The organism is Streptomyces sp. NPDC026522 (genome assembly GCF_055567555.1).
The window spans coordinates 375,212-401,311 of sequence record NZ_JBVHQF010000007.1 but is presented as its reverse complement, the minus strand read 5'-3'; the positions used below and the strand labels follow the sequence as shown (position 1 = coordinate 401,311).

At 73.4% G+C, this 26,100-nt stretch carries 24 protein-coding genes; 11 read left to right on the top strand and 13 right to left on the bottom strand.

Going from position 1 to position 26,100, the window contains the following annotated elements; all coding sequences use genetic code 11:
• Positions 1-35: 35 nt before the first annotated feature.
• Together ACZ4M3_RS20850 and ACZ4M3_RS20845 are read left to right on the top strand one after the other, a co-directional pair.
• The gene (locus tag ACZ4M3_RS20850) at positions 36-488 is read left to right on the top strand and encodes a DUF4442 domain-containing protein (RefSeq protein ID WP_366080101.1); all 453 of its coding nucleotides are present in this window, start codon (positions 36-38) and stop codon (positions 486-488) included.
• 311 nt (positions 489-799) lie between these two features.
• The gene (locus tag ACZ4M3_RS20845) at positions 800-1,465 is read left to right on the top strand and encodes a DedA family protein (RefSeq protein WP_467734657.1); all 666 of its coding nucleotides are present in this window, start codon (positions 800-802) and stop codon (positions 1,463-1,465) included.
• A 19-nt stretch (positions 1,466-1,484) separates the two neighbouring features.
• Here the strand turns inward: ACZ4M3_RS20845 and ACZ4M3_RS20840 are convergent, their stop codons facing one another.
• Entirely contained in the window at positions 1,485-2,036 is a 552-nt protein-coding gene (locus ACZ4M3_RS20840; RefSeq protein ID WP_467734655.1) for a gamma carbonic anhydrase family protein, read from the bottom strand.
• Positions 2,037-2,168: 132 nt separating this feature from the next.
• On the opposite strand from ACZ4M3_RS20840, the gene ACZ4M3_RS20835 reads away from it, so the two are divergent.
• A complete protein-coding gene (locus ACZ4M3_RS20835; protein WP_467734653.1) occupies positions 2,169-2,927 on the top strand; it encodes an acyltransferase in 759 nt (252 codons plus the stop codon).
• 22 nt (positions 2,928-2,949) lie between these two features.
• Here ACZ4M3_RS20835 and ACZ4M3_RS20830 read toward each other — a convergent pair whose 3' ends face one another.
• Complete coding sequence (locus ACZ4M3_RS20830) at positions 2,950-3,816, bottom strand: EamA family transporter (protein WP_467734651.1); 867 nt, start codon at positions 3,814-3,816, stop codon at positions 2,950-2,952.
• Positions 3,817-3,935: 119 nt separating this feature from the next.
• Here ACZ4M3_RS20830 and ACZ4M3_RS20825 point away from each other — a divergent pair, with 119 nt between their 5' ends.
• A complete protein-coding gene (locus ACZ4M3_RS20825) occupies positions 3,936-4,535 on the top strand; it encodes an XRE family transcriptional regulator (RefSeq protein WP_467734649.1) in 600 nt (199 codons plus the stop codon).
• Positions 4,536-4,544: 9 nt separating this feature from the next.
• Here the strand turns inward: ACZ4M3_RS20825 and ACZ4M3_RS20820 are convergent, their stop codons facing one another.
• The 3 genes from ACZ4M3_RS20820 to ACZ4M3_RS20810 all read right to left on the bottom strand — a co-directional run bounded on the left by ACZ4M3_RS20820 (position 4,545) and on the right by ACZ4M3_RS20810 (position 6,662).
• The gene (locus ACZ4M3_RS20820; RefSeq protein ID WP_467734647.1) at positions 4,545-4,949 is read right to left on the bottom strand and encodes a CoA-binding protein; all 405 of its coding nucleotides are present in this window, start codon (positions 4,947-4,949) and stop codon (positions 4,545-4,547) included.
• A gap of 101 nt (positions 4,950-5,050) precedes the next feature.
• A complete protein-coding gene (locus ACZ4M3_RS20815; RefSeq protein WP_467734645.1) occupies positions 5,051-5,371 on the bottom strand; it encodes a hypothetical protein in 321 nt (106 codons plus the stop codon).
• Between the two features lie 52 nt (positions 5,372-5,423).
• Positions 5,424-6,662 carry an IS110 family RNA-guided transposase gene (locus ACZ4M3_RS20810; RefSeq protein WP_467734644.1) on the bottom strand — a complete coding sequence of 413 codons (1,239 nt, stop codon included), beginning with the start codon at positions 6,660-6,662 and terminating at the stop codon, positions 5,424-5,426.
• A gap of 589 nt (positions 6,663-7,251) precedes the next feature.
• Between ACZ4M3_RS20810 and ACZ4M3_RS20805 the strand changes: the two genes are divergently transcribed.
• The 3 genes from ACZ4M3_RS20805 (at position 7,252) to ACZ4M3_RS20795 (ending at position 12,175) form a co-directional block, all read left to right on the top strand.
• A complete protein-coding gene (locus ACZ4M3_RS20805; protein WP_467734642.1) occupies positions 7,252-7,878 on the top strand; it encodes a YigZ family protein in 627 nt (208 codons plus the stop codon).
• 119 nt (positions 7,879-7,997) lie between these two features.
• On the top strand, positions 7,998-9,167 hold the full coding sequence (locus tag ACZ4M3_RS20800; RefSeq protein WP_467734640.1) for an exonuclease SbcCD subunit D: 1,170 nt from the start codon (positions 7,998-8,000) through the stop codon (positions 9,165-9,167).
• Positions 9,164-12,175, top strand: coding sequence for an AAA family ATPase (locus tag ACZ4M3_RS20795; RefSeq protein WP_467734638.1), 3,012 nt, complete (start codon positions 9,164-9,166; stop codon positions 12,173-12,175). Before ACZ4M3_RS20800 ends, ACZ4M3_RS20795 begins: the two co-directional genes overlap by 4 nt.
• A gap of 22 nt (positions 12,176-12,197) precedes the next feature.
• Here the strand turns inward: ACZ4M3_RS20795 and ACZ4M3_RS20790 are convergent, their stop codons facing one another.
• Positions 12,198-12,644 (bottom strand): Lrp/AsnC family transcriptional regulator, encoded by a 447-nt coding sequence (locus ACZ4M3_RS20790; RefSeq protein WP_467734636.1) that lies wholly within the window; start codon positions 12,642-12,644, stop codon positions 12,198-12,200.
• A 93-nt stretch (positions 12,645-12,737) separates the two neighbouring features.
• Between ACZ4M3_RS20790 and ACZ4M3_RS20785 the strand changes: the two genes are divergently transcribed.
• Positions 12,738-13,262 carry a rhodanese-like domain-containing protein gene (locus ACZ4M3_RS20785; RefSeq protein ID WP_467734634.1) on the top strand — a complete coding sequence of 175 codons (525 nt, stop codon included), beginning with the start codon at positions 12,738-12,740 and terminating at the stop codon, positions 13,260-13,262.
• Between the two features lie 69 nt (positions 13,263-13,331).
• On the opposite strand, the gene ACZ4M3_RS20780 is transcribed toward ACZ4M3_RS20785, so the two are convergent.
• From ACZ4M3_RS20780 to ACZ4M3_RS20765, 4 genes are all read right to left on the bottom strand, one after another.
• A complete protein-coding gene (locus ACZ4M3_RS20780) occupies positions 13,332-15,038 on the bottom strand; it encodes a DUF885 domain-containing protein (protein ID WP_467734632.1) in 1,707 nt (568 codons plus the stop codon).
• A 116-nt stretch (positions 15,039-15,154) separates the two neighbouring features.
• Positions 15,155-16,588: a GNAT family N-acetyltransferase gene (locus tag ACZ4M3_RS20775; RefSeq protein WP_467734630.1), complete on the bottom strand. Its 1,434-nt coding sequence runs from the start codon at positions 16,586-16,588 to the stop codon at positions 15,155-15,157.
• Between the two features lie 170 nt (positions 16,589-16,758).
• On the bottom strand, positions 16,759-18,357 hold the full coding sequence (locus ACZ4M3_RS20770; protein WP_467734629.1) for an alkaline phosphatase D family protein: 1,599 nt from the start codon (positions 18,355-18,357) through the stop codon (positions 16,759-16,761).
• Between the two features lie 98 nt (positions 18,358-18,455).
• A complete protein-coding gene (locus ACZ4M3_RS20765) occupies positions 18,456-19,322 on the bottom strand; it encodes an alpha/beta fold hydrolase (RefSeq protein ID WP_467734627.1) in 867 nt (288 codons plus the stop codon).
• 314 nt (positions 19,323-19,636) lie between these two features.
• Here ACZ4M3_RS20765 and ACZ4M3_RS20760 point away from each other — a divergent pair, with 314 nt between their 5' ends.
• Positions 19,637-20,404 (top strand): GntR family transcriptional regulator, encoded by a 768-nt coding sequence (locus ACZ4M3_RS20760; RefSeq protein WP_467734625.1) that lies wholly within the window; start codon positions 19,637-19,639, stop codon positions 20,402-20,404.
• A 724-nt stretch (positions 20,405-21,128) separates the two neighbouring features.
• On the opposite strand, the gene ACZ4M3_RS20755 is transcribed toward ACZ4M3_RS20760, so the two are convergent.
• The 3 genes from ACZ4M3_RS20755 to ACZ4M3_RS20745 form a co-directional block, all read right to left on the bottom strand.
• Positions 21,129-22,286: an ROK family transcriptional regulator gene (locus ACZ4M3_RS20755; protein ID WP_467734623.1), complete on the bottom strand. Its 1,158-nt coding sequence runs from the start codon at positions 22,284-22,286 to the stop codon at positions 21,129-21,131.
• A gap of 100 nt (positions 22,287-22,386) precedes the next feature.
• Positions 22,387-23,037 (bottom strand): response regulator, encoded by a 651-nt coding sequence (locus ACZ4M3_RS20750; protein ID WP_467734622.1) that lies wholly within the window; start codon positions 23,035-23,037, stop codon positions 22,387-22,389.
• Between the two features lie 4 nt (positions 23,038-23,041).
• Positions 23,042-24,220, bottom strand: coding sequence for a sensor histidine kinase (locus ACZ4M3_RS20745; protein ID WP_467734620.1), 1,179 nt, complete (start codon positions 24,218-24,220; stop codon positions 23,042-23,044).
• Positions 24,221-24,328: 108 nt separating this feature from the next.
• Between ACZ4M3_RS20745 and ACZ4M3_RS20740 the strand changes: the two genes are divergently transcribed.
• Together ACZ4M3_RS20740 and ACZ4M3_RS20735 are read left to right on the top strand one after the other, a co-directional pair.
• Positions 24,329-25,243: an ABC transporter ATP-binding protein gene (locus ACZ4M3_RS20740; RefSeq protein ID WP_467734618.1), complete on the top strand. Its 915-nt coding sequence runs from the start codon at positions 24,329-24,331 to the stop codon at positions 25,241-25,243.
• Positions 25,244-25,331: 88 nt separating this feature from the next.
• A complete protein-coding gene (locus ACZ4M3_RS20735) occupies positions 25,332-26,084 on the top strand; it encodes an ABC transporter permease (protein WP_467734616.1) in 753 nt (250 codons plus the stop codon).
• Positions 26,085-26,100 lie beyond the last annotated feature (16 nt).

The following is a 26,100-nucleotide window of genomic DNA, read 5'->3' as shown; positions in this document are numbered from 1 at the left end:
TCAACCGGGCTTACTCGTGGGTAACATCGGCTGTCATGAGCGCAGAACAGATGAACGTGGGCGAACTGCTCGCCGCGACCGTGCCGATGGCCCGCACCCTGAACCTCCAGTTCCTGGAGACGACCCCCGAGCGCGCCGTCGTCCGGCTGCCCGACCAGCCCGACTTCCACAACCACGTCGGCGGTCCGCACGCGGGCGCGATGTTCACCCTCGCCGAATCCGCGAGCGGCGCCATCGTCCTCGCCGCGTTCGGGGACCAGCTCTCGCGCGCCGTGCCGCTCGCCGTCAAGGCCGAGATCGGCTACAAGAAGCTCGCCAAGGGCGTCGTGACCGCCACCGCCACCCTCGGCCGCCCGGCCGCCGAGGTCGTCGCGGAACTCGACGCGGGCGGCCGCCCCGAGTTCCCCGTCACCATCGCCATCCAGCGCGAGGACGAGGCCGTGACCGGAGAGATGACCGTCGTCTGGACGCTGCGGCCCAACGCGTAGCCGCGTCGGCGGCGCCGCAGGGCCGAACCCGGGGCCCGGTGCCGCTGCGCAACGAACACGGCACCGAGGCGCCGCTGCCAGGGCCGACGGCCTCTCCGGAGGCGTCGATCCCGGCGGTCGGCGCGCGGGCGCTGTCGTCCCGGGACCCGGAGCGGCATATCCGCATACGGGGTCCCGGCCCGCGGGAGGTGTACGCCGGCCGTTCATCGCGCTACTGCCACTGAGCGGGATGGCTGTCGTGGCGAGCCGATAGGCTGCCTGTTCGGCGGGTCACAGGGGGCGCGCCGGGGACGACTCTGGAGGACGTACCGGTGCACATCCAGGAATGGCTGGAGACGATCCCGGCGATCAGCGTCTACCTCCTGGTGGGGCTGGTCATCGGGCTGGAGAGCCTGGGCGTTCCGCTGCCCGGTGAGATCATCCTGGTCAGCGCGGCCCTGCTCGCCTCCCAGCAGGGGCACATCGACCCGGTGGTGCTGGGCCTGTGCGCCATCGCGGGCGCCATCGTCGGTGACTCCATCGGGTACGCGATCGGGCGGCGCGGCGGCAAACCGCTGCTGGAGCGGCTTGGCCGGCGCTTCCCCAAGCACTTCGGACCGCGCCACGTGGCGCTGGCGGAACGCTCCTTCGAGAAGTGGGGCATGTGGGCCGTCTTCTTCGGGCGGTTCGTGGCCCTGCTGCGGATCTTCGCCGGACCTCTGGCGGGCGTGCTGCGCATGCCGTACTGGAAGTTCCTGATCGCCAACGTGCTCGGCGGGATCCTCTGGGCGGGCGGCACGACCGCCGTCATCTACACCGTCGGCATCGTCGCCGAGCCGTGGCTCAAGCGGTTCTCGTGGCTGGCCCTGGTCGCGGCCCTGCTGATCGGGCTCGCGGTGACCCTCGTACTGCGCTTCCGCATGCGGAAGGCCGCCGCCGCGGCGCAGGTGGACGAGGACGAGCCCGCGGCCCCGGCGCCGGCGTCGATCTCCGACTGAGACCGACGCCGGCCACCCCTCAGCTCTGCGGGCCGCCGCCCACCGCCGCGCGGTGCTGCTCGGCCAGCCCCGTGTACATCAGGGCGTTGACCCGGATGCCCTCGCGTTCCTCCGCCGTCAGCTCCCGCCGCACCTTGGCGGGTACCCCCGCGACCAGTGAGCCGGGCGGGACCACCATGCCCTGCGGGACCAGCGCCTGCGCCGCCACCAGCGAACCGGCGCCGATCACCGCGCCGTTCAGCACCGTCGCGCCCATGCCGATCAGGCAGTCGTCCTCGACGGTGCAGCCGTGCACGACGGCGTTGTGGCCGATGGAGACCCGCTCCCCGATGGTGACCGGGAACCCGGGGTCCACGTGGAGGGTGCAGTTGTCCTGCACGTTGCTGTCCGCGCCCAGGGTGATCGGCCCGCAGTCGGCGCGCAGCACCGCCGAGTACCAGATGCTGGAGCCGGCGCCGAGCGTGACGTCCCCGACCACCACGGAAGTGGGGGCGGTGAAGGCCGACGGGTCGATGACCGGCCGCTTCCCGCCCACGCCGGCCACGAGTGCCCGGTCCGCCTGCTGTGTCATGTTCTCTTCCCTCGGTTCTCTGTTCTCCGCCGGTGCCGCGCTACCGGCACGGTAGGACACCGGCGTGCGACCACCGCAGATGGGGTGAAGATCACGGCGCGGTGGCGGCACGCGGCACGCTACGGTGGCCCGGTGCCGAAGAACCAGAACACGTTCTCATCCCTGCGCCGTCGCATGGCCAACCGCGCCGTCCAGGCCGGGTGGCGCTGGATGCAACGGGCCGGCGCCGTGACCGCCGAGACGCCCGGCCGGCTGCGCTTCGGCGCCATCGGCCCCGGCACCCGGCTCGCCTTCCCGCAGGGCACCGTCTTCGGCGAGCAGTGGATCCGGCTCGGTGAACACTGCATCATCGCCGAACAGGTCACCCTGACGGCCGGGATGATGCCCGATCTGGACCTGGGCCCGGACCCGGTGCTCGTGCTCGGCAACGGGGTGGTCCTGGGCCGCGGCAGCCATGTGATAGCCGACACCCGGATCAGCATCGGGGACGACACCTTCTGCGGGCCGGGCGTGTACATCACCTCCACCAACCACAGCTACGACGACCCGCACGAGCCCGTCGGCAGGCAATGGCCCCGCAGCGCGCCGGTGGAGATCGGCCCGGGCTGCTGGCTGGGCACCGGGGCGGTGATCCTGCCCGGGGCGCGGCTGGGCCGCAACGTCGTCGTCGCGGCCGGGGCCGTCGTACGGGGCGAGGTGCCGGACCACTCGGTGGTGGCGGGCGCCCCGGCGCGCATCGTGCGCAGGTGGGAGCCCGAGACGGGCTGGCAGCCGCCGCTGCGCACCCCCGCGCCGGTCCCGATCGCCGAGGGCATCACGCCGGAGCAGCTGCGGGGGCTGGCGGCCCTGGCGGAGGCGGAAGCCGAGCAGCTCAGCCCCGGGGTGGGCTGAGCCCGGGCCGGTTGAGAACCGCCTAACCGGCCGCGAGCAGGACGGTGCCCGCGAGGGCGAGCCCCGCTCCGGCGGCCTGCACCGTACGCAGGCGTTCCTTGAGGACGGCGAAGGCGGCGAGCGCGGTGATCACCGGGTAGAGCGAGGAGAGCACGGCGGCCACCGTGACGGGGCCGCTCTGTGCGGCCACGGAATACGTGCCGTTGGCCGCGACGTCCGCGAGGCCCACGAAGGCCAGGGCCGGCAGCAGCTGCCACAGGAGTCGCGGGCCGCTGTCCCGCGGCAGGGCGGACGTACCCCGCCGGACCTGCACCCGCAGGGCCGTACCGCCTGCGGCCACGTTGGTCACGCGCTGCACGAACAGGGCCAGGAACAGCCCGGTGACGGTGTGCGACGCCTCTGCGATCAGGGCCATCACCGCCCCGAAACCGAAGGCTGCGAGCAGGGTGAGCAGGACGGCCTGGCGCTGTACCGGCGCTCCGCGCAGTTCCGGGCCGCCGGCGAGGACGATGCCGACGACGGCCACCGCGATCCCGGCGAACTGGCCGGGGCCGGGCCGCTCGCCCAGCGCCAGCCCGGCTCCGACGGGGACGATCACGCCGAGCGAGCCGAGCGGGGAGACCACGCCCATCGGGCCGAGGGCCAGCGCCTTGTAGAAGCTGAGCATCGCGACCGGTCCGATGAGCCCGGCGGCCACCGCGAACCACAGCTGGGGTCCGGCCTCGCGCCAGGCGCCGGTGGCGAGCACCACCGAACCGAGCACGACGACGGCGACGACCTGCGAGACCACCACCACCGTCAGCGCCGGTATGCGGCGCGTCAGCAGGCCGCCGCCGAAATCGGCGAGTCCCCACAGCAGGGCTGTCGCCAGGGCGAAGAGGACGGTCATGCGGAGACCTCGCAGTACAGTGTCTTGAACGGTGGAGTGCAGCGTCGAGTACACCACACCGTAGTTCAGTCTGCTGGACCGTGTCATTCAAAATATTGGACGCTGAGGGCGGGGAAACGGTGTCGGACCTGGAACAGCTCACGCAAGCGCTCGGGCGCAACCTCAGGCGCTGGCGCGGTGAGCGCGGTTTCACCCTCGAAGCGCTGGCGGCGCGGGCCGGCGTGAGCCGCGGCATGATCATCCAGATCGAGCAGGCCCGGACCAACCCCAGCGTCGGCACCACGGTCAAACTGGCCGACGCCCTGGGCGTCAGCATCACCACCCTGCTGGACCGCGACCGCGGCCCGCGGGTGCACCTGGTGCCGCCCGGTCAGGGGGTCCGGATGTGGTCCACGGCCGGCGGCAGCGGCGCCACCATGCTGCTCGGCGACGACCGGCGCGGCCCGCTGGAGGTGTGGGCGTACCGGCTGGAGCCGGGCGAGGGCACGGCGTCGGACCCCCACCCGGCCGGGACCCTGGAGATGCTGCACGTCACAGCCGGGCGGCTCACCCTGACCGTCGACGGCGAACCGTACGAGGTGCCGCAGGGCGGGGCGGTCTCCTTCGAGGCGAACGTCCCGCACGAGTACCGCAACGACGGCCCGGAGCCGATGGAGATGACCATGGCGGTTTCCATCCCGCCGGTCAGCGGCCACGAGCCGGCGCCGCTCACGCACTGACGGGCGTCGCTACAGCACGGGGATCTCGATCGCGGGGCAGCGGTCCATGACCATCAGCAGACCCGCCTCGCGGGTCCGCTCGCAGGCGGCCTCGTCGATCACGCCGAGCTGGAACCACACGGCACGCGCGCCGATCGCCACCGCCTCGTCGGCGACGGCGCCGGCGAGGGCGCTGTTGACGAAGACGTCGACCACGTCCACCGCGAAGGGGATGTCCGCCAACGACGCGTACCCGGGCTCCCCGTGCACCGTCTCCGCCTTGGGGTGTACGGGAACCACCCGCTTCCCGAACCGTTGCAGCACCCGCGCCACCCCGTAGGCCGCCCGGCGCTCGTTGTTCGACAGGCCCACCACGGCCCAGGGGTCACCGACTTCGGTGAGGATCCTGCGGATGGTCTCCTGCTCGCCGTTCACGCGCACCGCCTCCTGCCGCCCGCCGGACCGGCTCGTGCCGCCCCGCACCGGGGATCAACCGAAAGGACACCTGTCCGATTCCCCGTAGACACCTCAGGGCTCTAACGCGTCAAGTCCTCGTCGGTGAGTCCGTGGTTTCCCCAGCGGTTCCAGAGCGTGTGGTGCCAGTCATCGGCATCGGGGCCGGGCGGTGTGACCAGTGGCACCGGTCCTGGGCTGGTCTCGATCAGGTGCAGCAGCGACCAAGCGACGCCGTAGCAGTCGTCGGGGCCGAAACAGGCAGCCAAAGCCTGCGCCTCGTCGGGTGTGACAGGCGCGGTGATGGCTTCGAGTTGTTTGACCCGGTGGTCGATTTCCTCCTCGTCGGCGTCCCAGTCGGGAAGGGGTCCGTCGGCAGCGAACGTCTGAACTTCGGGTCTCATCCGTGAATGATCGGCTGCTCTCGGCGCCCTGAGCAAGGCGCGTTGTGGCAGGTCACGCGGCAGCTGTCTCCGGCAGCGTGGACGGGGGGAAGGCGGCCAGCTCATCGAACCGTTCGCCGTGCTGAAGGCAGTGGTAGAGCTGGCCAATCATGCGGTTGAAGAGGTTGCGCTGGGCGGCGGCGTGCCAGTCTGCGTGGTTGTCGCGGCGTCGCCGGTAGTGGGCTTTGGCCCCGGGCGAGGCGGTGATCGCGGAGAACGCCCAGAGGTAGCCGGCGGCATTGAGGCGGTCGTTCTTCACCCAGCGTCGGGTGATGCTCGATTTCTTGCCTGAGGCCCGGGTGATGGGCGAGGCGCCGGCGTATGCCTTCAGTCCGCGGGCGTCGGCGAACCGCTGTCGATCGTCGCCGATCTCGGCGAGCACCCGGGCGCCGAGCTGGGTGCCAAGGCCGGGAAAGCTGAGGATGATCTCGGCGTCCGGGTGCTGCGTGAAAGCCTCTTCGACCGCCTCGGCGAGGTAGTCGGCTGCGGTGCACGCGGCCTCCAGCTGAACCAGCAGGGCCAGCATCTGCTTGCCGAGCGCGTCCTCGACCAGCTGCGGCTGGTGCGCCCACTCGGCTCGGAAGACCTCGCGGAGCCGCTCGGCGTCGGCGGCGATGCCCCGCTGACGACCGGCTCGCTTGAGCGCGGCTTGCAACTGCGTGCGCGTGAGACGAGCGGCCCTGGCCGGCGTCGGGGCCAGCTTGAGAAGCTGGTGGGCCTCAGGTCGGCAAAGTCCGTTCTTCCAGGGTTCGAAGGCCGCGAGGGCGGCCGGATAGTACTCGCGCAGCAGGGAGCGGAGCTGGTTGGCGATCTGCTGCCGGTTCCAGGTGGCGTCCTGCTGAGCACGGGCGAGGACGGCGACGGCACGGGCCAGATCGCTGTCCCGGGGAAGCGGCCGGTGGGCGTGCATGTCGGTCCGGAGCACGTTGGCGAGAACCAAGGCGTCGCCGGGGTCGGACTTCTTGCGCGAGACGGAGTGCCTGTCGCGGTAGCGGGCGGCGGCCATCGGGTTGATCGCGAACACCTGCCGCTTGCCGGTCCGCAGCACGGCCACCAGCAGGCCCCGGGATGTCTCGATCGCCACCGGAATCGGGGCTTCCTCCGTGTCGCCGTACTCGGCGAGTAGCTCCAGAAGGATCTTGTAGCCGGCGGCGTCATCGGTGATGTGCCGCTTGGCCAATAACTGGCCGTTGTCGTCGACCAGGGCGACGTCATGCGTGCGTTCCGCCCAGTCGATGCCGCAGTAGATCAAGATTCCCCTCCCACATTTGCGTGTTTGTGCTGGCCGCGAGCTCATGCGGGACCACGCAGCGACCTAATCCCAGGACTCGACGCGAGGGTCGGTCCGCCACCTCAGTAGCCGTTCGTGGCACCAGCTCACCCCACGGGCCTCGGTCTATGCGGGAGCTCGGTTGGCTCGGGCGTATCGAGAGGTCACCATGCGGCGGGCTCACACCGCCAACACCAACGAGTGATCAAGGGAACGGTGTTGACACCCGACGACCCTGGATGGCGTCGCTCTGGCAGAAGGCTTCGGGGCCTGGGGTAGGGAGGACGTCCACCCAGTGCCGACGGGTGTCCACACCGCTTCGTCGTGGTGGTGGCCGGGGAGGTGCCGAGACCCGCGCGATCTCCGTGGAGGCATCGCATGCCCGCTTACGGAAAGGCGTCGCCTCGACACCCGCCCGACCGCCACCACCAAGCGCCCCAGAGCCGGCCACCGATCTACGGGAAGGCCTCGCAAGCCCGGGTGGAGCCAGATGTGACAGCCCTGGCGCTCGAACGGCCCACCCGGTTCTGATCCGGCCGGACCGCTCTTAACCACGGATTAGGGTGGAGCGGTGAAGGCAGACCAGTACGTGACAGTGGCCCGGGAGGGCGTGCACGAGTCCGAGATCAACCGCTCGCGGTTCCTGTGCTCGCTCGCGCCCGCCGCGACGGAGCAGGAGGCGCAGGAGTTCATCGCGCGCGTCCGCAAGGAGCACCCCACCGCCACGCACAACTGCTTCGCCTACGTGATCGGCGCCGACGCCTCGGTGCAGAAGGCCAGTGACGACGGCGAGCCCGGCGGCACCGCCGGGGTGCCGATGCTGCAGATGCTCACGCGGCGCGACGTCCGGTACGCGGTCGCCGTCGTCACCCGGTACTACGGCGGCGTCAAGCTCGGAGCCGGCGGGCTGATCCGGGCCTACGGCGGGGTCGTGGGCGAAGCGCTCGACGCGCTCGGCACCGTCACCCGCCGCCGCTACCGGCTGGCCACCGTCACCGTCGACCACCAGCGGGCCGGCAAGACCCAGAACGACCTGCGCGCCACCGGCCGGACCGTCGTCGACCTGCGCTACGGCCCGGCCGTGGAGATCGAGGTCGCCCTCCCGGAAGCCGACCTCCCCGCGTTCGGGGCCTGGCTGGCCGACAGCACCGCGGGCAGCGCCACCCTCACCCTGGGCGGGGAGACGTACGCGCCCTGAGCCCGCGGTGCCCCGCTCTCGCCGGAGCGGCCGTGGCGGCCCCGGCGACGGGTTAGCGTAGTGGGGGCAGTGGGCCGGAGGACGACCAGGGGGACGGGCATGCGCGGCGAGGCCGGCGAGTGAAGTTTCTGCACACCTCCGACTGGCACCTCGGACGGTCCTTCCACCGCGTCAACATGCTCGGAGCCCAGGCCGCCTTCATCGACCACCTCGTCGCGACCGTCGAGGAGCACCGGGTCGACGCCGTCCTCGTCGCCGGGGACGTCTACGACCGGGCCGTGCCCCCGCTGCCCGCCGTCGAGCTGTACGACCGGGCCCTGCACCGGCTCGCCGCGCTCGGCGTGCCCACGGTGATGATCTCCGGGAACCACGACTCCGCCCGCCGTCTGGGGGTCGGGGCCGGATTGATCGAGGGGGCCGGGATATTCCTCAGGACCGATCCGGCCGGCTGCTCGGACCCCGTGGTGCTGGCCGACGTACACGGTGAGGTGGCGGTGTACGGACTGCCCTATCTGGAGCCGGCCCTGGTGAAGGAGGCCCTCGGGGCGCCGAAGGTCAGCCACGAGGCGGTGCTCGGCGCCGCCATGGAGCGGGTGCGCGCCGACCTCGCGGGCCGGGCCCCCGGGACCCGCTCCATCGTCCTGGCCCACGCCTTCGTCACCGGCGGGCAGGCCAGCGACAGCGAGCGCGACATCACCGTCGGCGGGGTCGAAGCCGTCCCCGCCGCCGTCTTCGACGGGGTCGACTACGCCGCCCTCGGCCACCTCCACGGCTGCCAGGAGATCAACGAACGGGTCCGCTACTCGGGTTCCCCGCTCGCCTACTCCTTCTCCGAGGCCGGCCACCGCAAGACGATGTGGCTGATCGAGCTCGGGGCGGCCGGGGAACTCCTCACCGCCGAGCGGATCGACACGCCCGTACCGCGCGCCCTCGGCCGGATCCGCGGCAGGCTGGAGGAACTGCTGGACGACCCGGCCCTCGACATTCACGAGGACCGCTGGATCGAAGCCACCCTCACCGACCCCGTCCGGCCCGAGGACCCCATGGCCCGCCTCGCCGCCCGCTTCCCGCACGTCCTCAGCCTCGCCTTCGACCCCGAGGGCCGGGAGGAGGACGGCGCGGCCTCCTACGCGCAGCGCCTGCGGGGCCGCACCGACCAGGAGATCGCCGAGGACTTCGTCGCGCACGTCCGCGGGGGCGGCCGGGCCGACGACGCCGAACGGGCCGTGCTGCGGGGCGCCTTCGACGACGTCCGCACCGAGGCGGCGAGTCAGGAGACCCTGCGATGAGACTGCACCGGCTCAAGGTCACCGCCTTCGGGCCGTTCGCCGAGCCCCAGGAGATCGACTTCGACGCCCTCTCCGGCGCCGGGATCTTCCTGCTCCACGGGCCCACCGGCGCCGGCAAGACCTCCGTCCTCGACGCCGTCTGCTTCGCCCTCTACGGGGCCGTGCCCGGCTCCCGCCTCCCCCACCTCACCAGCCTGCGCAGCGACCACGCCGCCCCCGACACCGCGACCGAGGTCACCCTCGAACTCACCGCGGGCGGCCGCCGCCTGGAGATCACCCGGAGGCCCGAGCAGGACCGGCCCAAGAAGCGCGGCAGCGGCACCACGAAGGACCGTGCCCAGAGCTGGCTGCGCGAGCGCCTCGACGGCACCTGGCAGGGACTCAGCCGCTCCCACCAGGAGATCGGTGAGGAGATCGAGCAACTGCTCGGCATGAGCCGCGAACAGTTCTGCCAGGTGGTGCTGTTGCCGCAGGGCGAGTTCGCCCAGTTCCTGCGGGCCGGCGCCGAGGCCCGCGGCCGGCTCCTGGGGCGGCTCTTCGACACCCGCCGGTTCGCCGCGGTCGAAACCCTGCTCGCCGAACGGCGCCGGACGGCCGAGGCCAAGGTGCGCGCCGGCGACGAGAAGGTGCTCGGCGTCGCCCAGCGGCTCGCCCAGGCCGCCGGGGACAGCGCCGACCTGCGGGCCTGGCCGCTGCCCCGGCACCAGCCCGGCGACCCCGGACTCGCCGACGCCGTCCGCGCCTGGGCGGCGATCGCCCGCTGCGCCGCCCGGGAGCGGCTCACCGTCGCGGAGTACGCACTGGCCGCCGTGGAGAGCCGGTACGCGGCCGCCCGGCGGGCCGCCGAGGAAGCGCGGGAACTCGACCGGTTGCAGCGCCGGCACGCGGAGACCGCCCGCCGGGCCGCCCTGCTCGAAGCCGCCGGGCCCGAACGGGAGCGGGTGCGCGCCCTGCTCGACCGGGCCCGCCGGGGCGCCCTGGTGGCCCCCGCCCTGGAACTGCGCGGGGCCGCGGCCGCCGCGCACCTGACCGCCGCCCACGCACAGACGCTCGCCCTGGCCGAACTGCCGCCCTCCCTCGCCGAAGCCGGAGCCGAGCAGCTCGCCGCCTTCGAGCAGCGGCTGCGGGAGGAACTCGGCGCTGTCGGAGCCGCCCAGCGGGCCGAGCAGCGCAGCGCCGAGATCGGTCGCGAGCGGGCCACGCTGGAGCGGGAGTCCCGGGACGACGAGGAGCAGCGTCAGGAGTCCGCCGAGTGGCTCGCCCGCTGGGAGGGAACCCGCGCCGAGCTGGCCGGCCGGGTGGACGCGGCCCAGCAGGCCGCCACCCTCGCCGAGCAGCTCGCGGCCCGGCTGGAGCCGGCCCGGCTGCACCTGAACGCCGCCCGGCGGCGCGACGCCCTGGCCGCCGAAGCCGAGGTCGCCGGGGCCGCGCTGCTGCGGCTGCGCGAGGAGTCCGCCGCCGCCCGGGAGAGCTGGCTGGAGCTGAAGGAGACCCGGCTGCGCGGGATCGCCGCCGAACTCGCCGGAGCCCTGGTGGCCGGCGAGCCCTGCGCCGTGTGCGGCTCGGCGGAGCACCCGCTGCCCGCGCGGCCGGCCGCCGGACACGTCGACCGGGCCGCCGAAGACGCCGCCCACGCCCGCTTCGAGCAGGCCGAGGAGCGCAGGGGCGCCGCCGAGCGGAAGCTGGCCGCCGTCCGGGAGGCCGAGGCCGAAGCCGCGGCCGCCGCCGGGGACGCGACCACCGCCGAACTCCTCGCGCTCACCTCCGACCTGAGCGCCCGGCACGCCGCCGCCCACGCGGACGCGGCCGGGCTGCACACCGCCCGGGAGCGGCTGGCCCGCGCCGAGCGGGAGTACGCCGCGCGCAGCGCCGACCGGCTCGACGCCGAACGCCGGGCCGCCGCCAGGGCCTCGCGGCGGGAGGCCCTGGAGCGGGAACAGGGCGCGCTGGAGGCCGAACTGGCCCTCGTACGGGGTGACGCGCCCAGCGTCGCGGCCCGCGCCCGGGTCCTGGAGGACCGGGTCCGGATCGTCACCGCGGCCGCCGCCGCGCTGCGCCGCGCCGACGCCACCGCCGCGCGGCTGAAAGAGGCCGACGACCAGCTGGCCGACGCCGCGTTCAAGGCCGGGTTCGACACCACCGGGGCCGCGGCCGACGCCGTACTGCCGGAGTACGAACGCACCGCGCTCCAGCACCGCTTGGACGCCTGGCAGGCCGAGGAGGCCATGCTGGCGGACCGGCGCGCCGAGCAGGACACGGCGGCCGCGGCCGCGCTGCCGGCCGCCGATCCGCAGGGCGCCGAGGAGTACGCGGCCGCTGCGGCGGCGAAACTGAGGGCGGCCGGCTCGGCCGTCGACGCCGCCCGGCTGAGCTGCGCCGAACTGGACCGGCTCGCGCGGCTGGCGGAGCAGGAACTGCGCGCCCTGGGCCCGTTGCGCGAGGAGTACGAGCGGGTCGCCCGGATGGCCGGGCTCACCGCGGGCACCTCCGCCGACAACGAGCGCAAGATGCGGCTGGAGTCGTACGTACTGGCGGCGCGCCTGGAGCAGGTCGCGGCCGCGGCGACGGTGCGGCTGCTGCGGATGTCCGGCGGCCGCTACACCCTCGTCCACTCCGACGCGCGGGCGAGCGGGCGGGGCCGTTCCGGTCTCGGGCTGCACGTCGTGGACGCCTGGACGGGCAGCGAGCGGGACACCGCCACCCTGTCCGGCGGCGAGACCTTCTTCGCCTCGCTGGCCCTGGCGCTGGGACTGGCCGACGTGGTGACCGACGAGGCGGGCGGCATGCGCCTCGACACCCTCTTCATCGACGAGGGTTTCGGCAGCCTCGACGACCAGGCCCTGGACGAGGTGCTCGACGTACTGGACTCGCTGCGCGAACGGGACCGCAGCGTCGGCATCGTGAGCCACGTCGCCGATCTGCGCACCCGGGTCCAGGCCCAGTTGGAGATCGTCAAGCAGCGCGGCGGCTCGGTGGTGCGCCACCGCATGGCGGGCGGGGCGGGCTGAACCGACGCCGGCCCGGTGGCCCTCAGGGGCTCAGCGGCCTGCGGGGGAGCGGCGACGAGTAGACGATGCTGGTGGTGACCGGGCCGAGACCGGAGATCCTCCCCGCCACCTCCTCCAGGTGCGACATCGAGCGCGCCGCGACCTTGAGCACGAAGCAGTCGTCGCCCGTCACGTGGTGCGCCTCCAGGATCTCCGGCGTCGCCTCCAGCAGGTCGTGGAACGGCTTGTAGTTGCCGTGCGGGTAGCGCAGCCGGGTCAGCGCGAGAATGGTCTTGCCGAGCTTCTCCGGGTCCACCACGGCGGTGTAGCCCGTGATGACGCCGGCTTCCTCCATGCGCCGCACGCGTTCGGTGACGGCGCTGGCGGACATGGAGACGGTGCGGGCCAGATCGGCGAAGCTGGCGCGGCCGTCCTCCTGGAGGACTTGCAGGATCCGCCAGTCGGTGGCGTCCGGGGAATAGTCGGTCATGGTGCAGGTCTAGCGGGGATTCCCCGGCCTGACAACCCGAAGGCAGGGGAAGTCGACTTCCGCGGTGGTACAACAACTCGTAGATTCTCAGCCATGACGACGACACAGGCCCAGCCCGCCGCCCCCGCGACCGCCGCCCCCACCAACCCCGTGCTCCGGGTGCCCCCGGCCGCCCCGGCCGCGGCCGCCGCCTACTTCTCGGCGAGCCTCGCCTTCCACGCCGACGTGTCCGATGTCGCCGCGGCCGTCAAGGCCCACCGCGAGCAGGGCGCCGAACTCGGCTTCCAGCTCGTCGACTCCCGCTCCACGCCCTCCTGGGACCAGGCCCACGTACCCGGAGCGGTCCACCTGCCCACCGCGCTCGTCCCCGAGCAGGCCGAGCGGCTGCTGGACAAGAACGTGCCGGTGGTCACGTACTGCTGGGGCCCCGGCTGCAACGGAGCCACCCGCTGCGCGCTGGCCCTCGCCGAACTCGGCTTCCAGGTCAAGGAGATGCTGGGCGGCATCGAGTACTGGATCCGCGAGGGCTTCGAGGTCGAGACCTGGCAGGGCCACGAGCGGCGCGCCGAGGCCGACCCGCTGACCGCACCCACCGACTCCGACGACTGCGGCTGCTGAAACCGCCCTCCGGTCCGGCGCGGCGGCCCGCTCGCTCCTCGGGGGAGGCGAGCGGCCCGCCGGGTGCCGTCAGAGCTTCGACAGCTCGTCCACCAGGTCGTCCAGGCCCAGCGAGCCCTGGGACAGCGCCGCCATGTGCCACGCCTTCAAGTCGAAGGAGTCGCCGTGCGCGGCCCGCGCCCGGTCCCGGCCCAGCAGCCAGGCGCGCTCGCCCAGCTTGTAGCCGATCGCCTGCCCCGGCATCGACAGGTAGCGGGTCAGCTCGCTCTCGATGAAGTCCGCCGGCCGCCCGCTGTGCAGGCCGAAGAACTCCTGCGCCAGTTCCACCGTCCAGCGCTCGCCCGGGTGGAACGGCGAGTCCGCCGGGATCTCCAGTTCCAGGTGCATGCCGATGTCCACGATGACCCGGGCCGCGCGCATCATCTGGCAGTCCAGGTAGCCCAGCCGCTGCTCGGCGTCCCGCAGGTAGCCGAGTTCGTCCATCAGGCGCTCCGCGTACAGGGCCCAGCCCTCGACGTTGGCGCTGACCATGCCGACGCTGGCCTGGTAGCGGGAGAGCCGGTCCGCCACGTGCGTCCACTGCGCGAGCTGGAGGTGGTGGCCCGGAACGCCCTCGTGGTACCAGGTGGAGACCAGGTCGTACACCGCGAACCGGGTCTGGCCCATGGTCGGCAGCCAGGTGCGCCCCGGACGGGAGAAGTCCTCGGACGGGTTGGTGTAGTACGGGGCCGCCGCGCCGCCCGCCGGGGCGATCATGGACTCCACCCGCTTGACCCGGTCGGCGAGTTCGAAGTGGGTGCCGTCCAGGTTCTCGATGGCCTCGTCCATGATGCCCTGGAGCCAGGCCCGTACCTCGTCGACGCCCTCGATGTGGGTGCCGTGCTCGTCGAGGTGCTTGAGCGCCTCCCAAGGACCGGCGCCCGGAAGGATCTTGGCGGCCTCCGCCTTCATCTCGGCCAGCAGCCGGTGGTATTCCGCCCAGCCGAACGCGTAGGCCTCGTCCAGGTCCAGATCGGTGCCGTTGAAGTACCGCGACCAGCGGGCGTAGCGCTCGCGGCCCACGGTGTCCGGCCGTCCCTCCACGGCCGGCGCGTACACGTCGCGCATCCAGTCGCGCAGCTCCACCACGGAGGCGGTGGCCGCGGCCGCGGCCCCGTCCAGCTCCGCGCGCAGGGCCCCGGGGCCGGCCGCGGCGAACTCGCCGAAGAAGTCCCGGTCCCCGTCGGCGTCCTGGCCCGCCCAGGTGGTCAGCTGGCCCACGAAGGTGGCGGTGGCCCGCGGGCCGGCGTACAGGCCGCGCTCCAGGCCGAGCCGCAGGCTCTCGCGGTAGCCGGCCAGGGCCCCGGGAACGGCGCGCAGCCGCCGGGCGATCGCGGCCCAGTCCTCCTCGGTCTCGGCCGGGGTCAGGGTGAAGACCTCGCGGACCGCGTGCGCCGGGGAGTGGATGTTGCTGACCGTGCGCAGGTCCTCATCGGCCTCGTATACGGCGAGCTCCGCCGTCAGGCGCTCGCGCAGCAGCCGGCCGCAGCGCCGCTCGGCGTCGCTGTCCGCGCCGGGGAGCGCCTCGGCGGCGTCGAGCCGTACGAGGGTGGCGCGGGCGAGGTCGGCGGCGGCCGCGCGGCCAGCCGGGGAGAAGTCGGGGAGTTCACCGGAGCTCGCGGTGACGCCGAGGTAGGTGCCGATGATCGGGTCGATGGCGATCAGGTCATCGACGTAGGCGTCTGCGACCTGACGGGGGAGCCGGGCGGCGCTGTCACTGTGGAGGGTCTCTGACATGCGGCCATCTTCGTACGGGCGGCCTCCCCGCGTCATCAGCGTTCGCTCTGGGCCTGCTTACCGGGGGAGGGGTCGCCGAGCTCCCCTCCCTCCCCCGTCCGCTGCCGCGGGACCGGTCAGCCCTGGCGGCGCCGGCTCTCGTACGCGCTCCGGTCGCGCGGGACGTCGTACGGCACCTGTGAGGCGACCGGCGTCGCGTCCAGCCGGGCCGTGATCACCAGGGTGCCCTCCTCGATCTGGTAGTCCAGCGGGAGGCCGAGCCCGCGCATGGCGGCGACCATGCCGGTGTTGGAGGCCTGGGTGACGGCGTACACGCTGTCGCAGCCGGCCTCGACGGCCATGGCGATGAGCCGGCGCAGCAGCTCGGAGCCGATGCCGCGGCGCTGCCAGTCGTCCTCGATGAGCAGTGCCACCTCGGTCTCGTCGCCGTCCCACAGCAGGTGCCCGAGGGCGACGAGCTTGCCCGAGGCGGTGGTGGCGGCGAGGGTGCGGCCGAAGCGGGGGCTCAGCAGGTGGCCCAGGTATCGGTCGGCGTCGACGACCGGGCCGTGGTAGCGCAGGCCCAGGGTCCGCTCGGAGCACCGGTCGTGCATGGCGCGGGCGGCGGCCCGGTCGGAGCCGTCGGCGCGGCGCACGGTGATCTCGTTGCCCTCGGGCAGCGTCAGTACGTCCTGGCTGCGCGGAACGCGCGGGCCCAGGCGGGCGTCGAGTTCGACCAGGGCCCGGGCACGGGCGAACTCGGTCGGCGTGAAGGGCAGGTAGGGGCGCTCCACGGTGATGGCGCCGCCCGACGGGTCGCGCAGCCGCATCACCGTCGCCTCCAGGACCCCCTCGACCGGGGCGTCGGCTCCGGTGTTGGGGCGGCCGGAGAGGGTGGTCGCGGGGATCGAGTGGATGGTGCAGCGGCCGAGCAGCTGGCGCAGGGCCAGGGGGAGTTCGGCGGCGTCCAGGGCGGTGCGGGTGGCCAGGCCGAGGACCCGGGTCGGGGTGTCGACCAGGTCGTGGGCGTCGGCGCGCTCGATCCAGGTGCTGCGGCCGCCCGCCCCGGCGATGGCCCGGGTCAGCTCGGCGGAGGGCAGCTGCTGCGGGGCGCGGAGCAGGAACTCGTCGACGGTGCCGCCCTCGGGGAGCGGGTGGGTCTGGAGGGTCAGGATGTCCACGCCGTTGCGGGCGAGGGCCGAGCAGAGCGCGGCCAGGCTGCCGGGCTCGTCCCGCACCGTCGTCCGCATCCGCCACAGGGCGGCGGCGGTGGTCGTGGACGGGGAGGCGGGGGCGGTGGTGGCGGCCCGGCCGCCCGGATCGGGGAGCGCCGTGCTCGGCGGCGGCGCATGGCTGTGCCGGCGCGCCCACCAGGTGTGGAACGCCGCCGTGCCCAGCAGTGCGACGGCCGAGGCCACCAGCAGCATGGGACCCCGTGGGCCGTGGGCGACGAGATTGGCGATGCCGTCGGCGACCGCGACGGCGCAGAACAGGGCGGCGAGTTCGACGACGTCACGGCGCCAGTGGTGGCGGTGGGGACGCTGGGCGGAGGCGGGGTTACGGTCAGTCATGCAGACCACTGTGGCCCAGGGGTGTTGCGTGATCACGAACGATCTGTGACCGACTGGTTAAGTGTCAATCCGGTCGATGTGGATGATCTGGCCGCCTTGGTCGGTTTTGCTCCGTCTACCGGTTTCGGGCTGGTTTCCCGCGCTGGTTTCCCGCGCCGCGGAGCAGGCCGCTACGACTGCCCCACGAGCCCGGGCTGGAGCGTCGTCGTGAAGAGTACGCCGCCGCCCTGGCGGCGCAAGCGGACGGTGAGCTCGCCGCTGCCGCCGTCGATCGAGACCTCTCCGTAGTACGGGGGGTTCTCCGCCGGGGACATGTTGGCGACCGGCGCCGACTGGACGTACGCCGTCCGCGGCCCGAAGGTGGCGTCGAGCCGGCCGGCCGGGAAACCGCCCGCGCCGATCGGGCCGGATACGAACTCCCAGAACGGCGCGAAGTCGGTGAAGGCGGCCCGCTCCGGCGCGTAGTGGTTCGCCGCCGTGTAGTGGACGTCGGCGGTGAGCCACAGGGTGCCCGTGATGTGCTGGTGCTTGATGTGGCGCAGCAGATCGGCGATCTGGAGCTCGCGCCCGAGCGGTGCGCCCGGGTCGCCCTGGGCGACCGCCTCGAAGTCGGTGGCGCCGTCGGGGACGACGATGCCCAGCGGCATGTCGGCGGCGATGACCTTCCAGGTGGCGCGGGAGCGGCACAGCTCGCGCTTGAGCCAGGCCAGCTGCTCGGCGCCGAGGATGCCGATGGGGTCCTCGGTCTGGGTGCCGGGGGAGTTGGCGTCGCGGTACGTCCGCATGTCCAGGACGAACACGTCGAGCAGCGGGCCGTACCGCATCACCCGGTACATCCGGCCCTCGGCGCGGCCGCCGCGCAGGTCGGTGACGGGGAAGTACTCGCCGAAGGCCTGCCGGGCCCGTGCGGCGAGGGTGTCGACGTCCTTGACGGTGTAGCGGGGGTCGTCGATCAGCTGGCCCGGGTACCAGTTGTTGCGCACCTCGTGGTCGTCCCACTGCGCGAGCACCGGGACCTGGGCGTTGAAGTCCTTGAGGTTGCGATCGAGCAGGTTGTAGCGGAAGTTCCCGCGGAACTCGGCGAGCGTCTCGGCGACCTTGTCCTTCTCCTCGGTGGTCACGTTGTGCCACACGCTGCCGTCGGGGCGCGCGACGGAGGCCTGGATCGGGCCGTCCGCGTAGATCGTGTCACCGCTGAACAGGAAGAAGTCGGGATCCTGCAGCCGCATCTCCTCGAAGACCCGGTAGCCGCCGAGGTCCGGGTTGATCCCCCAGCCCTGGCCCGCGAGGTCCCCGGACCACAGGAAGCACACGTCGTCGCGGCGCGAGACGGGGGTGGTGCGGAAGGTGCCGTGCGCCGGCTCGCCGGTGCGGCGCGGGTCGGCGGGGTCGACGAGCAGCACGCGGTAGTGGATCTGGCGTCCGGGAGGCAGGTCGCGCAGGGTGGTGGTGCCGGTGAAGTCGGTCGCGGGTCCGAGGAAGGGGCCGTCGTGGCGGCGCACACCGTAGCGGAACGACTCGCTCGGGGAGGTCTCGACGTACATCCGCGCGGGGCGGTCGGAACGCGTCCAGACGGTGGCGGAGTGCGCGGTGATCTCGCCGGACTGGACGCCCCACAGGGCGCTCGGCCGGCCGGCGAGGGCCAGGGCCGGTGCCTTGCGGGGGGCGGCGAACGCCGGTGCGGCGAACGCGCCGGACAGGGCGAGGCCGACCGGGACGGCGAGCGAACTGCCGAGCAGGGACCGTCGGGTGTGCGGCGTGGGTGCCATGGTGCGTCTCCAGGGACCGGCGGGGGGCGGGCCGGACCAGTGTGCCGACGCACACCGGCCCGGCCGCGTCGCCCACGCGAACCGTGGGTGAACACCCGTCAGCTGATCACGGTGCTCAGGGCGGTGGAGGAGGCCGCGCGCGCCGTGTCGAGGATGACCCGGGCGACGAGCGCCGGATCGTCGTTCATCGGGACGTGGCCGCACCCCGGCAGTCGGACCAGCCGCGCCCCCGGAATGGCCTGCTTCGCCCGGACCCCCTGGCGGCGCATGAGCAGCCGGTCGCGTTCGCCCCAGGCGATGGTGACGGGCAGCCCGGGCAGGTCGGCGGTGAACCGTACGGCGGCCCCCGCGGCCAGCGTCTCCTCGAAGCCGCCGGCCCCGCGCAGGGCCAGCGTCTCGGCGACCACGGCCTCGGGGGAACGGCGCGCCGGGCGGGCGTAGATGGTCCCGGTGAGCGCCGCCCGGCCCGGGGCGGTGCGGGAGAGCCGCTCCAGCGCGGGGCGGGGCAGCGCCCGGGCTCCGGCGTGCATGGCGCGCAGGGCGGCGAAGGCGTAGCGCCGCTCGCCCTGCGACCAGAAGCCGGCGGGGGAGAGGGCGGTGACCGAGCGGACGAGGCCGCCGCGGGCCATTTCGAGCGCGAGCAGGCCTCCGAGGGAGTTGCCCGCGACGTGCGGGCGCCGCACGCCGAGCGCGGCGCAGAGCGCGCCGAGGGCCGGGGCGACGGTGGCCAGGTTGTAGGGGACACCGTGCGGCAGCGGACCCGAGAGGCCGAAGCCGGGCAGGTCGACGGCGATGACGTCGTGTTCGGCGGCCAGGATGTCGGTCACCGGGTGCCAGGCCTGGAGGTGGTGGCCGATGCCGTGCAGGAGGAGGAGCGGCTCGCCGGCGCCCTTGCGTTCGTAGGCGACGGTGGCGGTGCGCGGGCCGGGCGGCGAATCGATGGGGAAGGAGACCGTGGCGGTCATGCTGCTCCTCGTCGGGTGGACGCGTGTGAGACAGGCTGTCAGTAATGACTACCGCTCAGTAGGTACCGACGGCAAGGCTCCGGCGGGCCTCGGCTGCCCCGGGGGCCTCTGGTACGCGCGAACATCCTGTGAACGGCTTGCTGCATATGCCCGATCTGCCCGGCAAAGCGGCGAGCATTGGTCTTGACCAAGGTGGTGCACCGTCCTATCGTCGCAGGGATAGTGCAGGAACCTTTAATAAACAAAGGCGCGGAACTGCGGTGCGGAACTGCCGCTGGAATACGGCGTTTGCAGCGATTGCAGGAGGAGTCAGGGTGGGGACCACGCAGCTCGAATCGGTGCCGGAGCCGAAGTACTGGCACCTGAAGACCGTGCTCAGCGAGGCGCTGGACCAGGACTTCGCCGTGGGCGAGGTGCTGCCGAACGAGCGCGAGCTCGCCGCCCGGTTCGGAGTCGCCCGTGCCACCCTGCGCCAGGCGCTGGAGCAGCTGGAGCTGGAGGGCCGCCTGCAGCGGCGCCGGGGCGTGGGCACCACCGTCGCGCCGCCGCGGGTGGGCGTCGCCGTCGGCAGTGCGGGGCACAGCTGGCCGGGCGAGAGCGTCGACGGCTGGGAGAGCGTGGACGCGGTCGAGGCCGTGGCGCCGGCCGCGGTCCGGACGCTGCTGGCCGCCGGGCCGGGCTTCGCCGCCGACCAGTTGGTGCACACGGTGCGCCGGACCCGGGTCACGCAGGGGCAGGCCGTCGCCGCCGAGCTGCTGTACGTGCCCGCGGGGTCGGTTCCGGGACTCTCCGCCATCGACGCGCCGGCCGGGCCCGCGCGGGCGCGGGCGGTGCTTCGGGAGCTCCAGCGGCTCACCCTCGACGGGCAGGACCGGTCGGTGGAACTCGGCTCCGCGCGCGCCGATGACGCCAAGGAACTCGACCGGCTGCCGGGCGCTCCCGTGCTGCTGGTGACCACCCGCTACTTCACCGCCGAGGGGACGGCCGCCGTCTCGGTGGCCACGTACCGCGCGGACACCTGCCGCCTGACCTTCGGCGACTCCGGCATCGAGATCACGGACACGACCCGCGCCGCCTCGTAGCGCGGTGACCGGGCCGCCGGGGTACCCCCCGGTCCGCACGGCCCGGCACTTCGTCCGTTGGTTACTGCCGACTGGTTACTGCCGACGTTGTCGTACCGCGCGAGTACGTCCCGAACGTGCGCCGCACCCCTCCTCCGGCACGTCTGAACGCGGGGCCGCGGCCCCGCGTTCAGACGTGCCGGAGGAGGGGTGCGGCGACCGGGGCACGGGCGAAGGGCGGAGTGCCCGCTCGCGGGCCGAGCGGGGCTTGGCCGGAGCGCGGTCGGTACGACAACGCCCCGTCCAGGGCTGGACACACGCGCTCGCGCAGCGCCCGGCGTAGGCCGCGCCCCCGCAGTGGGCCGGGTGCGGGCCGCCCCTGGGACCGCCGGCACGGGGTCCCGCGCGGGGGCCGAGCCGTGGCAGCCGTATTTCCCGGGGCGGCGGGGGGCCAGCAGCGGGAGCATCGTTGCGGCCGGCCGGGGCTCCGCCGGTTTCCGGGGCCCTGGGTACGGCCGTCACGGAGCGGCCCCTCCGGAGACAGCGGCGGTACAGCGGGCCGCCGCCCCCACGGGCGGCGGGCCTGGCGCCGGTCGCGGCAGGAGCACTGCCGCGTCCGGCCCGGTCCGGCGGGGGTAGGAAGCGCGCCGGAGGCTGCCCCGGGGGAGGTTCCGCCCCGGCCCCGGCCCCGGGAGCGGTCGGGCGGTCGGAGGCCCGGCGGCGGTGCAGACACCGCGGGACGCCATCAGCGGCGGCGGGCTGTCACCGTCTTCTCCACCGCGAACAGTTCTTCCTCCACGTGGTCCAGCGCGAGCCGCAGCGCTCCCGTGGCCACCGCCGCCTCGCCGAGCAGCGACAGCTCCACCTTCGGCGGGCGCAGGCAGTACCGCTCCAGTTCGCGGCGCAGCGGTTCGAGGACCCCGTCCAGGCCGGCCGCCCAGCCGCCGACCACCACCAGCTCCGGATCCATGGCCAGGACCAGCGCCGCCACGTCGTGGACCAGCCGTTGCAGGAAGCGCTCCACCGCGGCCACCGCCCGCGCGTCCCCGCGCCGGGCCATCGCGAAGACCTCCGCGACCGCGGGCTCGTCCAGCGGGTGCAGCGGCTCGCCGGTGGTCGACAGCAGCCTCTCCGGTGTGGCCTCGCGCCCCAGCAGATGGAGTGCGCCGATCTCACCCGCTGCCCCGCCGAAGCCGCGGTGCAGCCGGCCGCCGATCAGGGAGCCCGCGCCGGGACTGAGGCCCGCCATCACGAAGACCATGTCACCCGTGTCGCGTGCCGCGCCCTTCCAGTGCTCGGCGACCGCCGCCGCGTTGGCGTCGTTCTCCACCTGCACCGGGCAGCGGAACGAGCGCCGCAACCGGTCGCCGAGCGGCAGCCTCGTCCAGCCCGGCAGCGCCGTCCCGAGCCGGACCGTGCCGTCCGCCTCCACGATGCCGGGGCTGCCGACGCCCACGGCCCTCAGCGAGTCCCGGGGTACACCGGCCCGCCGCAGCAGGTCGGCCACCGCCGCGCGGACCCGCTCCAGCCGCTCGTCGGCCGAAGCGCTCTCGGCGACGTCCTTGGTGCCCGCGCCTATCACCCGTCCGTCCAGCCCGGAGAGCAGGACCGCGACCCGGTGGGAGCCGATCTCGATGCCCAGCAGATGGCCTGCCTCGGCCCGGAAACGGAACCTCCTGGCCGGTCGGCCCTGACGTCGCGCGCCCTCCTCGGCGTCGGCCTCGACCACGAGCCCGGCCCCGATCAGCCCTTCGACGACCCCCTCCACGGTCGGCCGCGACAGGCCGGTGACCCGGGTGAGGTCGGTGAGGGTCGGCGACCCGGCGGCCCGCAGGGCGCGCAGCACGACGGCCGAATTGATGCGCCGGAGCAGAGAGGGATCCCCGCCGGTCAGCTGCCCCAACGTGTGTCCTCCCAGCTAGCGGCCCTGTCAGCCGGATCGTACTGCGCTCCCGGTGCGGCGGCGAGAAGCGGCCCCCACCGGCCGGTGCCACAGGGTCGTCTCAGGCCGGTGAGACGAAGCCGGACTCGTACGCCGTGATCACCGCCTGGGTCCGGTCCCGCGCCCCCAGCTTCGCCAGGATCGCGCTGACGTGGGACTTGACCGTCTCCGTCCCGATGATCAGTTCGGCGGCGATCTCGACGTTGGTCAGCCCCCGGGCCATCAGTCGGAGCACCGCCTCCTCGCGCTCGGTGAGCGCGGCCCGTTCCAGCACCGACCGGGCCTTCCGATTGCCGTACTCCGCCGCCAGCGCCCGCACCGCGGACGGGAAGAGAAGAGTCTCCCCCTCCGCCACGAGCCGCACCGCATGCACGATCTCCGACGGCCGGGCCCGCTTCAGCAAGAACCCGTCGGCACCGGCGCGCAGCGCCTGGTAGACGTACTCGTCGTTCTCGAAGGTGGTGACCACGAGGATCTTCGGCGGCGCGGCCACGGAACGCAGCACCGCGTGGGTCGCCTCGATCCCGTCGAGCAGTGGCATCCGCACGTCCATCGCCACCACATCGGGGCGCAGCTGCCGCACCAGGGGGACGACGGACGCCCCGTCCGCCGCCTCGCCGACGACTTCGATGTCGGGCTGGGCTTCGAGAACGGCACGCAGGCCCGCGCGCACCAGGGGTTCGTCATCGACGAGCAGTACGGTAACCGGCATCCGGTCAGGGTATTCGCTCCAGCGGGAGCCGGGCGCGCACCCTCCAACGCCCCTGGTGCGGACCGGTTTCGGCCTGGCCGCCGAGCAGCGCGGCCCGCTCCCGCATCCCGCGCAGGCCGCTTCCGCTGCCCGTGATGACACTGGGCCCGTCCGGCAGCGGGTTCGTCACCTCCAGGTCGAGCCGGCCGGCGGCCATCTCGACCCGCACCCGGACGGGCACGGGCCCGCAGTGTCTCAGCACATTGGTCAGCGCCTCCTGCAGGATCCGGTACCCCTCGCGGGTGACCGGGCCCGGCAACGTTTCGAGCGCGCCGCTCAGTCGGGCGTCCACCTCCGACCCCGATGCCCGCGCCGACTCCAGGAGCCGGTCCGCCTCCGCCAGGGTCGGGCGCCGGGACAGCGGCTGAGCCGACTCCCGAAGGACCAGGAGGACCCGCTCCAGATCCTCGAGGGCCGCCCGGCCCGTCTCCTCGATCGCGCACAGCGCCCGCTCGGTGAACGCCGGATCCCCGGCCGCCCGTGCCGCGCCGGCCTGTACGACCGCGACGGTCAGCGCGTGCCCGATGGAGTCGTGCAGCTCCCGCGCCATCCGGGTCCGCTCCAACAACTGCTCCGTCCGGGCTTCCAGCGCGGACACCCGCTCCGCCGCGGAAGGCCCCAGCAGCCGACGGGCGATCGCGGTGATCATCTCGCCGAGCAGTGCGACGATGACGATCAGCAGGGCCAACGGAACCGGTGCCAGCAGGGCGGCCGCCCAACGCGGCGGTGGAGCGAACGGCACCATGACGTCCGCCTCCGTCGGGTGGCCGACCGCGATCGCGATGAGCTGGACGGTGAGCACGGGCAGGGTGACGGTCGCGAACATGGCCGCTCCGGCGACGACCAGCCGTATCTCCAGCCAGAGCAGAGTCCGCCACCGGTCACCCCAACGCGCTGACGCAGCCGTGGTGATGGCGGCGTCGACGGAGTCGCCCTCGTCCGGCGTCAGCAGGAACCGGGCCTGCAGGCCCTCGGCCAGCCGGACCCACGGCACGAAGCCGAACGGGACGACGATCAGCAACGGCACCCACGGCATGTCGGGCCTGATGAACATCCAGATCGCCAGCAGCAGCAACGGCACGCAGAGGTGCAGCCAGCGGGAGTACGTCACCGCCTGGAGCGGTGCGCGGAGCATTCGGTACATGGCTTCATCGTGACAGCGGCCCGGCGCCGGGCGTCTCCCCCACGTGGGGGAGACGGCACCCTCGCACGGGGGAGGAGCCGGGTGGGGGCCGGCGGCGAGCCTTGAGCCATGAACCGCATCGAGATCCGCGAACTGGCCAAGGACTACGGCCCGACCCGGGTCGTGGACCACCTCACCTTCGATGTCCTGCCCGGACGGGTAACCGGCTTCCTGGGCCCCAACGGGGCGGGAAAGTCCACGACGATGCGCCTGATCCTCGGGCTCGACCGGCCGACGTCCGGCGCCGCCAGCATCGCGGGCAGCGCCTTCGCCGAACTGGCGCGGCCGCTGCACCGGGTGGGCGCCCTGCTCGATCCGCAAGCGGCCCACGGCGGGCGCACCGCCCGGGACCACCTGCTGGCCCTCGCGGTCAGCAACCGCATTCCCGCGCAGCGGGTGGACGGGGTACTCGAGCAGTGCGGTATCGCCTCGGTGGCCCGCCGACGGGTGAAGACCTACTCACTCGGCATGCGCCAGCGGCTGGGCATAGCCGCGGCGCTCCTCGGTGACCCGGCGGTGCTGCTCCTGGACGAGCCGACCAACGGCCTGGACCCGGAGGGCATCATCTGGATCCGGGAGCTGCTGCGAAGCCTCGCCGCCGAAGGGCGCACGGTGCTCGTCTCCAGTCATCTGATGGCGGAGACCGCCTCGTTCGCCGACCACCTGATCGTGCTCGGACAGGGCAAGCTGCTGGCGGACAGCCCGATGAAGGAGTTCATCGACTCGCGCAGCACTCCCCGGACCCGGTTGCGGACCACCGAGCCCGGCCGGTTGCGGGAGGCGCTCGCAGGCGAGGGCTTCGCGCTCGCCGCAGCCGGGGACGGCAGCTGGAGCGTCGACGGCATAAGGGCCGAACGCATCGGCGCACTCGCGGCCCGCCACGGGATACCGCTGCTGGAGCTCTCCGACGAGCGGGCCTCGCTAGAACAGGCCTACCTCGAACTCACCTCAGACCGAACGCAGTTCGTCGCGACGCCCGCCTGATCATCCTCGACCCGTCCCGATCCCGGTCCTCGACCCCGGTCCCCGAATTCCTGTCCCTGTCCCTGTCCCCTTGAACGGAGCTACCGCCGTGACCGCAGCCGGTCTACCCACCGTCCCCGTCCTGCACTCGGAATGGATCAAGATACGGTCCGCCCGCGCGACCCTCGGGTCCCTCATAGCCGTGCTGCTCACCACCGTCGGCATCACCCTTCTCGTCGCCGCCGCGCTCGGCGCGGGGCAGGAGGATGCACTGGGAGAAGACCGGCTCGCCGGGGCCTTCTACGGCGTGAACTTCGGCCAGATAGCCGCCGTGGCGTTCGGCGCCACCGCCTTCGCCGGTGAGTTCCGTGAGGGAGCGCTGCGGGTCTCGCTCACGGCCGTGCCCAACCGGAGCCGGCTCTACCTCTCCAAGGCGGCGGTGGTGGCCGTACTGGCCTTCGTGGTGGGGGAGATCACGGGTGTGGTCACCTTCGTCACCGGACAGGCCTTCATGGGGGAGCGGGCCCTGGAGGTGGGTGACCCCGGTGCGCTGCGGGCGGTGTTCGGCAGCGGTGTCTACCTGATGTTGATCGCCCTGCTGTCGGCAGGCCTGACCGCGCTGGTGCGCAGCGGCACCCTCGTGATGAGCCTGCTCATACCCTTCCTGCTGATCCTGCCGTTCGTCATCGGCCAGGTGGCGGGCGGAGCAGGCCAGTTCATGCCCGACCGGGCGGGGCAGCTGGTCATGCGCATGGAGGCGGAGGGGTCACTCGGCCCTTGGAGCGGGCTCGGTGTCGCCGCGCTCTGGTCGCTCGTGGCCTTGGCCGCGGGATGGCTGGCGGTGCGGCGCCGGGCGGCGTGACGCCGGGCCAGTTGTC